We start from the raw sequence: 12,749 nt of genomic DNA, 5'->3' as shown, positions 1-12,749 counted from the left end.
TAACAGAGACCCCATCCTGGGTTGTCTCATCTACGACACCAGCGGAAGCGGTGACTCTGCCCGTGGTAACAGTATTACCTTTGATAGTAGTACTATTATCAATAGTCTGCGCGCCACCTTCATAATGGTAGGTAAAAGTAGTTCCTCCATCTTTTGTGGTTGTTACCTCAGAATAATTCCGTAAAATTATAAGTTAAGTTGTCTTCATTCCCGACTTTTAAACTGATGGAGGACTTGCCCCCGGTAGCCTGAGTGACAACCTGTCCATTCACTCCATCATACGTAGTCTGCACACCGGTCACATATTGATGAGAAGAAAGAATTTCGGACTCGCTGGCACCAATGGTCAGGCTATTGCCATTGTTGGAACCTTTTTTCACAAAAGTAGTATCGGCACCATCTTTGGTATAAACTGTCTGCGGGTTACTTCCCGTATCAGTCACTGTAGCCGTATCCGCAGCCCAGGCGAAGTTCGGGCTCAGAAGAGCTGCTGCCACCAGCATGGCTGCGGCCAGTTTCTTCAGTCCTTTTCCTGTGGTTTCGCCCTTGGTGTGGCCTTTGGCGATTTCCGATGCCACCACATAGGTGTGTTTTGCTTTACTCCAGATGACTTTGTAAATCTTATTCATGGTGTTACCCTCCTTTAAATGGAAATGATAGATGCTCCGAATCATTTTCTTGCGGCTTAGCGCCGGATGTGCCGCATTTTTGACTCACATAGCCCCAGGGGGTTCGTCCCAGCGGCGGAACCGGTTTGTACCTATGCCTCCTTTATCCGGTTCTTATTGTGTATACTCATATCTTCAAGGCTCAGAGCGGGCCTTTGAATGCATGTATGCAGATTATACAGAACCCGGAAACCCTCGGCGCCGCCCGTTTTTGGTGTATGACTTTCTATGAAGCTTCCTCGTTTTCCACTGCTCCCGATTTCAGGGCGCACGAAATAAAGGTCCCCAGTCAACATTTTTTCGACATATGACGCTTCTGATTTCCTATGTAATTGTTCCGCTTTATCTGTCGTTACTATATCTTAAAGGAACTAAACTTTCTATTTTTTCTGCAAAAGTGGTCGTTTTTCTGCAAAAGTGGTCAATTTCTGATTTTCTGGCAAAAGAAAAACTCTGCCTTTCCTTTCCGGCAGAGTTTTTTCGTTTGTCTGAAAATGGGCGGCTTTAAATAATGCATATTTATGCACATTGTTCAAGTCTGTAAAACTATTTTTTCTGCCGGATTTCATAGAGCTAAGGCTCTCTCTTCTATTTGTCTGAAGTATAGACTATACACAAACACACAAAAAGTATACGAAAGTATACCTTTTATTTCTCTCAACTTTTCTTCTCCCCATCCGTGGCCGGCACCGCTTCATCCCCCCCCGTGGGGATTTCCCGCCTTTCCGGTCTTCGAAGATATACAGGGTATCTATGAAAAAGAAATATGTCTCCTGAAAAATAAAAAAATCCTTCCGGAAAGGGAGGAAAGTATACTTTCGTATATGAGGCCTCGGAGCGGCGGGATTCAGAGGGTTCACCATGGGACACACCGTCGGTGTGAAGGTTCAAAAGGTTCAAAAGGTGGTGGTGCCCTATGGGGCGCAGATTTTAAAGAAAGGGGGCGCGGCTGGCGCCTCAGGTTGTGTAGAAGAGTTGTGTAGAAAGGTTCGTAAGATGGATGGGCCCTATGGGCCCAAGGGTTCTTAAGTTTGACGGCCTTTGGGGCCGAGGGTTGTGGTGGCGGCTTCGCCGCAATTTTTAAAGGGGCCCTATGGATGCTATGCATTGCCACATATCATAACAGGTATGGAGGGTTTTATTCTGCTCCCTGAACAGGGTGGCAGGAGGTTACATGTTTACCTTTACGCCGGACGGGTCATTCTGAATGACATGAAGAATGACCCGATGGGATGCGGACAGCCAGCCTCGCCAATGACTCGCAGGAAACCATTTCTCTTCCGCTGTTTTCCCTTTTTCTTTTCCTTTTAGTATAATAGAGACAAAGCAGTCATTCTATGATGGGATAGGAGGAATCTTATGATACGAATTGCCCTGATCGACGACAATCCCAGTGATATTGATATTGGGAAGCACTATGTGGATACCTATTTCCAAAACCGTCCCGATGCGGCCAATATGGAAATTTCCATTTCTTCCTACATGGACGGTCCCTCGTTTCTGGCAGATTTCCGACCCGATGATTTTGACCTCATTCTCCTGGACATCTACATGCCTGCCATGGAGGGCATGGATGTGGCCAGGGAAGTGCGGCGGCTGGACGAGAGCGTAAAAATTATATTTCTTACCACCAGTCGGGAACACGCCCTGGAAGGGTATAAGGTTTTTGCGTCGGGCTATATTCTAAAGCCCCTGGCAAGCCACCGGGAGGAGCTGTTTCATGCCCTGGATTACGCCCTTCCCCGGGGCTCTTTGAAACCGGCAGTACTCTCCGCCCGCATTCCCGGCTGCGAAACCCTTCGCGTTCCTTTCAGCCATATTCTCTACATGGACTGCAGCGAAGGCAGAAACGCTTCCATTCATCTGATAGAAAAGAATATCAACACCACCAACGCCTTCCAAGATCTGGCCCGGAATCTGTCATCAGACCACCGATTCTTCGAATGCTACCACCGGCTCATGGTAAACATGGACTACATTGAATCCATGGAAGAAGATTCCTTCCTGCTGAAAGGAAATATTTCCGTTCCCATCAGCCGGAGAAAGAAAAAAGAAGTGAAACAGCATTATATGCAGTATATGCTGTCGAAATAATAGGGCCTGGACGCGCCTTCGGCTTGAGGGTTGACGGGCCTTTGGCCCGAGGGTTATGGCCGCCTGATGGCGGCAGGTTGTATTCGCTTTCGCTCAGGGGGCAGGGAAAGAGGTTCTTAGGATTGACCGGCCTTTGGCCGGAGGGTTCTTAAGTTTGACGGGGCCTTTGGCCCCGAGGGTTGTGGATTGCCCTATCGGTGCACAGCGAACACATTTTGAAGGAGCGCTAGCGACGCGCAAAATGTAGTGAGTCGTTTCCCCTTTAGGGGGCAATGCTTATAAAGTCAGCGTTACGGGATTTACTTTCGGTGGCATATGACATGCTTCCCACTAGGCAAGGTGGTGGCGACAGCTACCAAAGGGGGATAACGCCGAAATGGTACGTGAAGTATATGACTCGCTGCTTTTTCCCTCATATCTCTCGTTTCCCCTTGAGGGGAAGTCCCGCGAAGCGGGAAAGGGTGTACGGGGCAGAGCATCGATAGGATGCGCTATCGCGGTCCTGACCGCCAATCGGCGGCCCCCTGAGCGAAGGGTGATAAGACATAGAATAAGAATATCATAATCATTCTTACCACCGTCCACCCCTTCGCCACTTCGTGGCCCTCTTCCCCTAAAGGGGACGCAAGAGACGTTACGGGATTGGCTTTCTGTGTCATATGGCATGATAGGCATTCTGCCCATTGGCTCGCTGCGCTCGCCTCCCCCTATCCGGCTACGCCGGACTTCTCCCTATGCAGGGGGCAGAATAAAACACCGCGAAACACTCTCTTCATAAATGGCTCTACAGTAAGCACTATAAAGCTCCGTTATGCTGTGAGCAACTTATGATTTGGCTGACCGTGTACGCGCCTCCATGACCATTTGCACCACCTATCCCTTTTTAAAAGGAGTACATTATGGATACGATTTCTTCCCTGGCCCTCTGCACGGTCCTGGTTCATCTGGCAGGCCGTTTTATCTGGTTTCAAGCCTTTCGCGATTTTCTTCCTCAAAACCGTTGGAAGAAAATCGCCCTTTCCTTTATCATTCTGGCCCTTTTAAACTTTATCTTCTACTACGTCCTCTTTCAGGGGTTCACCCACACGGTCGTCCTTTACAAGGCCTCCCAGGCGCTGGGCTGGATTCCCTATGTGCTCCTTTCCTTTTACTGGCTGCCCCGACTCATTGCTCAGCAGATTTTTGTCTTTGGCATGCAGGGCCTTTGGAATTTCTTCCTTCACACTGCCAGTATATTGACCGTTATTTTCCTGGGGAGGAACATTCCTGTGGAATGGCATCTTTCCATGCATCTGACCTGCTTTCTTTTCTATTTTCTCCTCTCCCTGCCCCTTGCAGCCCGCATGTTCCGCCATATGTGCCCTTCCCGCCAGCTCATCAATGATAAGCCCTACGGTTACTACATCGCCTTCCTGCCTCTGCTGATTGTATGCACTCAGCTGCCCATCATCCTGGACCCGGACCTTTGGACCATGGACAAACTGCTTTCCCGGATTCTTACTTTTGTGCCTTTCATCGCCCTCTACCGCTATATCAAGCTGCAGGCCAGGGATCTGGAAACGGAGGTCCTTCTAAAAAGCACAAATGAAGTGCAGCAGAAAGCCATCCGTTTCTTCCAGAGCAACATGCTCCTCATACAGGCCAGTACCAAACAGTTTTCCATTCTCCGCCATGACATGCGCCACCAGATCAATATCCTTTACGGCCTCATCAGCAGCGGGAAATCGGAAGAAGCCCTCCATTTACTCCGCTCCTTTGACGAGCATCTGGAAAAAACCGCCATTCATCCCTTCTGTCTGAATCCCTTCGTCAATGCGGTGCTTTCCGTTTACATCGTCAAAGCCAAAAACGCCGGCATACCCGTCACCTGCCGGGTAAACTTTCCGGAAGAGGTGCCAAAGGTGCAGGAAAATCTCTCCTTTGCCCTGGCCAACCTTCTGGAAAATGCTATCCGCGTATCAGAAACCCAGGATGAGGATAAACGCTTTCTCCATATCAACCTGCAGACCAAGGGCCGCCAGGTCTTCCTTTCTGTGGAAAATTACTATGCTGAACCGGTTTCCTTGAATGAAGACGGCTACCCTGTGACCCACAGACAGGGACATGGTATCGGTATGACCTCTGTCCATCATTTTATTATGTCCTATAAAGGCTTTAAGAACTTCACCCAGAAAGATGGCGTGGTCCGCTTTGAAATCTATTTCACCCTGCCTGACACGCCATTGAACACGCCTTCGGCGTGAGGGTTGACGGGCTTCCAGCCCGAGGGTTGTGGCCGCCTGTCGGCGGCGGGTTGTGTAGAAGGGTTGTGAAGGGAAAGGTTCTTAGGATTGACCGGCCCTATGGGCCGGAGGGTTCTTAAGTTTGACGGGGCCTTTGGCCCCGAGGGTTGTGGTATCGCTATGGGGCCACTCTGTGGCCCGGGTTCAAAGCCCTATGGTAAGACTGCAAGTTAAGTTTTAATTAAAATCATCGCATTTGCGTTGGGATTTAATTAAATTACTTGAAAATGGCGCACTCTAACCACGCCCTTCGAAAATCGATTTTTTTCGAAGGCGTCCTCAGCTTATTCCAACATCGGGTTTGTACAGTTTATTTTCTTTCAACAGGTAGAAAATAACTCGTACTAACTTCCGGGCTGTTAAAATGAGGGCTCGTTTATGCGCGTGTGTTTTGCTTTCTGCATATTTCTTCCGGTAATAAGCTTCAAAAACCGGATCGTGTATTCTAACCCGATTTGCGGCTTCGACTAGATAATATCTCAGCTTCTTATTTCCAGAAAGTACTGCAGCTTTATCCTCAGACTCTTTCTTTCCAGACTGGTTCCGCTTCCATTTGAAACCAGCCATCTTGCCCAGGCTTTCCTGTTTCTGAAATCTGCTTATATCGCCTATTTCTGACATGATTCCAGCTGCAAGGACTGGGCCGATTCCTGGTATTGAGACTAAGATTGCGGGAACACTTTTCATCAGTTTCTCAATGTTTTTGTCGCAATTATGAATTTCGTTTTCCAGTATCCTCATGATTTCCATATCACTGGCCATCGTTCTGTTCAGTGATTCTCTTACCATGGCGGGCACTCTGTACGAGCTGCTGGCTGCCTTTTTAAGCACTTTGGCTATCTCTTCCGGATTCTGGAATTTTCCTCCTCCCTTCTCTTGGAGAAATTCCACCAGTTCCGGAATCGGCTTTTCCGCCAGCTCATCCAGCGTAAACTCTTCTTCTAAGAGCGACAGGGATGTTTTACTAAAAATGCTGTAGAACGGTTTCCCCGCTTCCATTTCTGAAAAGCTTAGGAACAGTCGGGTTAAAAACTGGCTCTTCATCCGACTCAATGCCTGCACGTAGTTATATCTGCTTCGGGTCATAATCTTAAGTGCTTCCTGTCTGTCATCCAACTTGAATGGCAGAAGACCTGGGCGGATCCTTATAAAGTCGGCTATGGCGAAAGAATCGGTGATATCGTCTTTGTCCATATCCAAAAATGATTTCTTGTAATTCGCCACCATTATGGCATTCAGCGGAATAATTGAAAGCTTATGCTCATTCAATGCTTCGTGCTCGTACAAAAACCATACCAGGTTCTTGCTATAAACGGAGGTGTTTTCCATGCCAATCCTAATTGCTTCAAAATCTTCCTTCTCATAGTATGAAAGGATTTTCGCCACCAGCCGATCTGCACCTGATCCATTGTTGGAAAAGGTCAGCCTTCCAACAACTTTTCCCTCGCAATTCATGAAAGTAGCCACATTGGAACGTTTACTGATGTCAATGCCAACGAACAGTGTGTTATTCATAAATCTCACCTCCCCTTCCACACAGAGTAAGGAGCCAACAGAGCAGATGCCTTTGGGACTGGCGCAATACAGCCTCATTATTAGAATAGTCCACGCACCGGGAATACACTCTTCCTTCCTGCTATAAGGAACCGGATGACGCAGCAAACAGCCTATGTGTTAGTAGTTTACCACCAGCCAAAGGAGACAAGCTTTGAAAGAATAGACGCACGCATCGTCAAACAGGGTTCAGCGGAATATCCTCTATGGCTCCTATAACCATTATTCCAAAGGCATGCTCATGTTGTAAAGGGGAAAGATCCAGCAGGGATAAATCCTCTAATCTTCCCCTTCCAAACATATTATATGAGGGTTCAGAAGGTTCAAAGGGTTCAAAGGGTTCAAAGGGTGGTGGTATCGCCCTGCGGGCGATGAGTTTTATAATGCCGCCTTCGGCGGTCACGTCCACATCGAGTATCATAATCATTCTTACCCTCGTACATCCCTTCGCCACTTCGTGGCCCTCTTCCCCTAAAGGGGACGCAAGGAGCGTTACGGGATTGGCTGTCTGTGTCATATGGCATGATAAGCATTCTGCGGATTGGCTCGCTGCGCTGGACTGCCCCCTGTTCAGGGGGCAGAATAAAACACCGCGAAGCCTCGCTTCGTCAGCTCAACGCATAGCGAAGAATAAAGTCCCCCCGCCGGGGGGAAGGTGGTGGCGCCAGCCACCAAAAGGGGTGCATTTCCTCGCCCGCCAGGGCGGTTGTATGGTTTCCCCACGGGCGAAAGCCCGTTTGTACAGTTTTCCCGCCCCATCGGTTGTTCCTTGAAATGATTCCCACTGTTTCCTGCTTCTATAGCATTTCTCCATCAAGGAGTCCCTTATGAACAATCCCCCTTTGAACCGCACCTTAAAAGTCAGAGCTGCCTCCCTGCGAAAAGGGATGACTCCGGAGGAGAAGAAACTCTGGTACCAATACCTCCGCTCCTATCCTGTCAAATTTCGCCGTCAACAGATACAGGCCCCTTTTATCCTTGACTTTTACTGTCATCAAGCCAGATTGGCCATAGAAATCGACGGCTCTCAGCATTACACCGATTACGGCAGGAGCTATGACCAGTGGCGCACAAAACATATAGAAAAAGAAGGCATTGCTGTCCTCCGCTTCTCCAACAGTGATATCCGCCACCGCTTCGACGGCGTCCGCATCATGATTGATTTGATTGTAAAGAAAAGGGTGGAAGAGCTAGGGAAGCACTGATTAATTCATAGAGTTTTCTTTTATAAGAATTTTTATGCACTGCTTCGTCATGGGCTTCCTTAAATAGCTCGCTATTCGCGTCAGCCCATTCCTTGCATTGCATAAAAATTCAAGAATAAAAGCAAACAATGATTTAATCAGCGCTTCCCTAAGGGAAAATCAATCTTAACCCCTATATGCCTTTAGCAAGAAAAAACAAACAACCGGGCCTATGGCCCGTTGGAAATGCACCCCTTCTGCCTGCGGCATCTCCCCCGATGGGGGAGATTTACTCTACCCTTACCTTAGTGCTGACTTAAGCCGCTCAACGCATAGCGAAGAATAAAGTCCCCCCGCCGGGGGGAAGGTGGTGGCGCCAGCCACCAAAAGGGGTGCATTTCCTCGCCCGCCAGGGCGGTTGTATGGTTTTCCCACGGGCGAAGCCCGGTTGTGAAGGTTTTATATAAACTGGCGTCTTCTATCAATTCATAGGCGCCCACAACAACCCTCGCCCCTAAAGGGGAAACGACTCACTATGATTTGTGCGTCGCTTTGCTCCTTCAAATCATGTTCGCTGTGCACGCCAGAGGTGCTATGACACTTATCCTTGACATCCATGGTGACCCGTGGTATCATATTTCCAATTTCAAAGAAGGCAATGACAAGAAGAGTAGGGCTTCTCAAATGGCAAAGAGAGCTGCGTGTGGTGAAAGCAGTGCAGGAGGGCCGCCTGAAGATGGACTTGGAGCCTCCGGGCCGAATGGTCAAGCCCGCCGGGACTGCCCGTTACAGCAGCAGGGTATTTATGGCATTGTCCGGCGTACCTGTCAAGTCCTCTTCCGGTAACGGAGGGGAAAAGAAGAGTGGTAACACGGTGATACATCGTCTCTCGATTTCGAGGGACGATTTTTTTATTTCAACATCATTTCAGGGAGGTTTTTCATATGAATATCAAAACAATCTGCATTCATGGCAGCGATTGGATGGATCCTACCGGCTGCATTTCCGTACCCGTTTTCCAGAGTGCCACCTTCGGCCATCCGGAGCTGGGGGAGTCCACGGGCTATGACTATACCCGGGTTCAAAATCCGACCCGGGAGTGTGCTGAAAAAGTGGTAGCCGCTCTGGAGCACGGCTGTGACTGTACCAGCTATGCCTCCGGCATGGCCGCCATTTCCATGGTCATGGAACTCTTCAAGCCGGGGGATACCATCATTTCTTCCGATGACCTCTATGGCGGCTCCATCCGTCTCTTCCGTTTCGTGAACGAAAAGAACGGCATTCAGTTCAAATTCGTCAATACCTCCCATGAAGACAAGGTGGAAGAAGCCTTCGATGAAACGGTAAAGGCTGTCTATATCGAAACCCCGACCAACCCCATGATGCAGATTACCGATATCCGGAAAACAGCAGATATCGCCCATGCTCACGGTGCCCTCCTCATTGCAGATAATACCTTCATGAGCCCCTATTTCTGCAACCCCATAGATTTCGGAGCCGATATCGTCATCCATAGCGGTACCAAGTACCTGGCAGGCCATAACGACACACTGGCAGGCTTCGTAGTGGCGAAAGATAAGGAAGTAGCAGAAAAAATCCGCTTCCTCTACAAAACCGTAGGCGGCTGCCTGGCTCCCTGGGACAGCTGGCTCGTAACCAGGGGCATCAAAACCCTGGCCCTCCGCATGGAAGCAGCTCAGAAAAATGCAGACGTCCTGGCTCACTGGCTGGAAAACCATCCGAAAATCACCAAAGTCTTCTACCCCGGCCTTGCCGATTTCCCCGGCAGAGATATCCACTTCAAGCAGGCCCGCGGCGCCGGCGCCATGCTCTCCTTCTATACCGACAGCCATGAAACAGCCCTCAAGGTGCTGAAGGATGTGAAACTGATCCGCTTCGCTGAAAGCCTGGGCGGCGTAGAAAGCCTCATCACCTACCCTGCTACCCAGACCCACAGCGACCTCACCGAAGAAGAACGGCAGTCCCGCGGCATCACCGCCTGCCTCCTCCGCCTCTCCGTAGGCATTGAAGATGTAAACGACCTCATCGCTGATTTGGAGCAGGCCCTGGGATAAAGGCCGCTTCGGTGTGAGGGTTGACGGGCTTCCAGCCCGAGGGTTGTGGCTGCCTGTCGGCGGCGGGTTGTGAAGGGAAAGGTTCTTAGGATTGACCGGCCCTATGGGCCGGAGGGTTCTTAAGTTTGACGGCCTTTCAGGCCGAGGGTGGTGGTATCGCCCTATCGGGCGATGAGTATAAAGTCAGCGTTACGGGATTTACTTTCTGTGTCATATGGACATGCTTCCCACCGGGCAAGGTGGTGGCGATAGCCACCAAAGAGGGAAAACACCGAAAATGCACGTGAAGTATATGACTCGCTGTTTTTTCCCTCATATCTCTCGTTTCCCCTTGAGGGGAAGTCCCGCGAAGCGGGAAAGGGTGTACGGGGCAGAGCACCGATAGGATGCTCCATCGCGGTCCTGACCGCCAATCGGCGGCCCCCCGAGCGAAGCGATGCACAGCGAACACATTTTGCACTATGCGAACTGGATTTGTAAGGGAGCATCAGCGACCTGAAAATCCAGTGAGTCAGTGACAGCAGAGGATGAAGGAGCGCTAGCGACGAGCAAAATGTAGTGAGTCGTTTCCCCTTTAGGGGGCAATGAGTATTATAATGCCGCCTTTCGGCGGTCACGTCCACATCGAGTATCATAATCAGGATTACCACCGTCCACCCCTTCGCCACTTCGTGGCCCTCTTCCCCTAAAGGGGACGCAAGAACGTTATGGGATTTGGTTTCAGTGTCATATGGCATGATAAGCATTCTGGTGATTAGCCGCTACGCGGCTCCCTCTTATCCGGCTGCGCCGGACTTTCCCCCATCCGGGGGACAGAATAAAACACCGCAAAATATTCTCTTCATAAGCATCTCTACAGTAAGCACGGGTTGTTGTGCCACCTCGAAGAGGGGGAAAGGTGGTGGTGCCAGCCACCAAAGGGGGATTGCATTTCCTCGCCCACCAGGGCGGTTGTATAGTTTTCCCACGGGCGAAAGCCCGGTTGTGAAGGTTTTATACAAACTGGCGCCTTCTATGATTTAAAGGCGCCCACTTCCACCCTTTGAACCCTCTGAACCTTTTGAACCCGAGCGCCGAAGGCGCTTGAACCCTCAAGCCCCAAAGGGGCTTGTCCATAAGGCGCCCACCTCGCCAGCGCAGCGATACTATATAACTCCCGAGGGCGAGAGCCCTCAACCCGCCTGTAAGGCGAAGCCGATCACAGGCAGAACCCTGGCAGCCCAGGGCCGAAAGGCCCGGCGGCTGGCTCAACCTTCACGCCCGTAAGGGCGTGTCAACCTTCGGGAATACGATCAAGCGCCACACATGACACCACCATTGAATCAATATACAAAGGAGTCCATCATGAAACTTTCTGATTTAGATACTATCATTGACCGCCGCGGCAGCGGCTGCCTGAAATACGATTTTGCTGTGCAGCGCGGAAAACCGAAAGACGTGCTTCCCTTCTGGGTAGCCGACATGGATTTCAAAGTTGCAAAGCCCATTCTGGACGCCCTGGAAAAGCGGGTGCACCATGGCATCTTCGGCTATTCCGAATCTGGCGAAGCCTATTTCAAAGCCCTGGCCGCCTGGCAGGAAACCTATTTCCACTGGACCATCCGCCCGGAATGGCTGATCAAAACCCCCGGCGTCGTGCCTGCCATCAACCTGGCTGTCAAAGCCCTGACCAAACCGGGAGACGGCATCCTCATCAACCAGCCTGTATACTATCCCTTCCTCAATGCGGTCATCAAAAACGGAAGGAAGTTGGTGAACAGCCCTCTGGTGCTGAAGAACGGTCATTATGAAATGGATTTTGCGGATCTGGAAGAAAAAATCGTAAAGGGTCATGTAAAGCTCGCCCTCCTCTGCACGCCCCACAACCCGGTAGGCCGCGTATGGACCAGGGAAGAACTCACCCGCTATGCAGACATCTGCCTCTCCCATGGCGTGACCATAGTGGCTGATGAAATCCACGAAGACTTCACCTACCCCGGCCACGTGCACACCGCCTTCGGCACCGTCAGCGAAGAAGCGGCTCAAAATGCCATCATCTGCACCGCTCCCTCCAAAACCTTCAACATTGCCGGCCTGCAGAACTCCAACATTCTGATTCCCAATCCCCGCATCCGCCGGGCCTTCCAGGAAGAACTGGACTCCTTCGGCTACGACCAGCTCAACGTTATGGGCCTTGCCGCCTGCCGTGCCGCCTATGAAGGAGGCCGGGAATGGCTGGACACCGTTAAGGAATACATCCGGGAAAATCTGGATTTCACAAGAACCTACCTTTCCGAAAACCTTCCGAAAATGAAACTCATCGAACCGGAAGGCACCTACCTCATCTGGATCGACGCCTCGGCCTATGGCCTTTCCAATGAAGATCTGGAGCACAAAGTCCTCTATGACTGCCACCTGTGGCTGGACATGGGGTACGTCTTCGGAAAAGAAGGGGAAGGCTTCCTCCGCTTCAATCTCGCCTGCCCCCGGAAAACGCTGGAGCAGGGACTTCGCCAGCTGAAAGAAGGATTTGCGAGATAATCTGCGCCCAAAGGGTGCATTGGACACGCCTTCGAACGGTCAGCCGACAATAGGAAGGCCCTTTGATGTGCAGGCTAAGGGCCAACTTCAGCTGACTTGCGCATTCTATGCAGAATGCGCACATGAGGGTTCAGCGGGGAAGGTTCTTAAAATGGACCGGCCTTATGGCCGGAGGGTTCTTAGGTTTGACGGCCTTTCAGGCCGAGGGTGGTGGTGGCGGCTTCGCCACAGTTTTTTATAATGCCGCCTTCGGCGGCCCCCTTCCACCACTTCGTGGTCCCCCTCCCCCCCCGACGAGCGGTGGGAGGCAAGTTTGAGGGGCGTGGTACCCCTCCCTCATAGATGGGAAAGGCAAGTTTGAAGGGCGTGGTT

Annotated in this window: 9 protein-coding genes; 5 read left to right on the top strand and 4 right to left on the bottom strand. The window is 50.7% G+C overall.

Features of this window, described 5'->3' with window-relative positions:
- Positions 1-167: 167 nt before the first annotated feature.
- Positions 168-629 (bottom strand): ESPR domain-containing protein, encoded by a 462-nt coding sequence (locus tag NW747_RS05550; RefSeq protein ID WP_273185775.1) that lies wholly within the window; start codon positions 627-629, stop codon positions 168-170.
- A 419-nt stretch (positions 630-1,048) separates the two neighbouring features.
- A complete protein-coding gene (locus NW747_RS05545; protein WP_273185773.1) occupies positions 1,049-1,237 on the bottom strand; it encodes a hypothetical protein in 189 nt (62 codons plus the stop codon).
- Positions 1,238-2,027: 790 nt separating this feature from the next.
- Here NW747_RS05545 and NW747_RS05540 point away from each other — a divergent pair.
- Positions 2,028-2,762: a LytR/AlgR family response regulator transcription factor gene (locus NW747_RS05540; protein ID WP_008860341.1), complete on the top strand. Its 735-nt coding sequence runs from the start codon at positions 2,028-2,030 to the stop codon at positions 2,760-2,762.
- Positions 2,763-3,661: 899 nt separating this feature from the next.
- On the top strand, positions 3,662-5,005 hold the full coding sequence (locus tag NW747_RS05535) for a sensor histidine kinase (RefSeq protein ID WP_273185768.1): 1,344 nt from the start codon (positions 3,662-3,664) through the stop codon (positions 5,003-5,005).
- Positions 5,006-5,323: 318 nt separating this feature from the next.
- On the opposite strand, the gene NW747_RS05530 is transcribed toward NW747_RS05535, so the two are convergent.
- Positions 5,324-6,559, bottom strand: coding sequence for an IS110 family RNA-guided transposase (locus NW747_RS05530; protein WP_008859454.1), 1,236 nt, complete (start codon positions 6,557-6,559; stop codon positions 5,324-5,326).
- A gap of 217 nt (positions 6,560-6,776) precedes the next feature.
- Positions 6,777-7,025, bottom strand: coding sequence for a hypothetical protein (locus NW747_RS05525; RefSeq protein ID WP_273185764.1), 249 nt, complete (start codon positions 7,023-7,025; stop codon positions 6,777-6,779).
- A gap of 400 nt (positions 7,026-7,425) precedes the next feature.
- On the opposite strand from NW747_RS05525, the gene NW747_RS05520 reads away from it, so the two are divergent.
- From NW747_RS05520 to NW747_RS05510, 3 genes are all read left to right on the top strand, one after another.
- Positions 7,426-7,803, top strand: a complete 378-nt coding sequence (locus NW747_RS05520) for an endonuclease domain-containing protein (RefSeq protein WP_273185761.1) — start codon at positions 7,426-7,428, stop codon at positions 7,801-7,803.
- A gap of 923 nt (positions 7,804-8,726) precedes the next feature.
- On the top strand, positions 8,727-9,857 hold the full coding sequence (locus NW747_RS05515) for a trans-sulfuration enzyme family protein (RefSeq protein WP_273185759.1): 1,131 nt from the start codon (positions 8,727-8,729) through the stop codon (positions 9,855-9,857).
- 1,344 nt (positions 9,858-11,201) lie between these two features.
- Positions 11,202-12,377: a MalY/PatB family protein gene (locus NW747_RS05510; RefSeq protein WP_273185756.1), complete on the top strand. Its 1,176-nt coding sequence runs from the start codon at positions 11,202-11,204 to the stop codon at positions 12,375-12,377.
- Positions 12,378-12,749 lie beyond the last annotated feature (372 nt).

The organism is Dialister succinatiphilus (assembly GCF_928721695.1).
GTDB classification, from domain to species: Bacteria; Bacillota; Negativicutes; order Veillonellales; family Dialisteraceae; genus Dialister; species Dialister succinatiphilus.
Note: the sequence above shows the minus strand (reverse complement) of the source record. Positions and strands in the feature narration are given on the sequence as shown.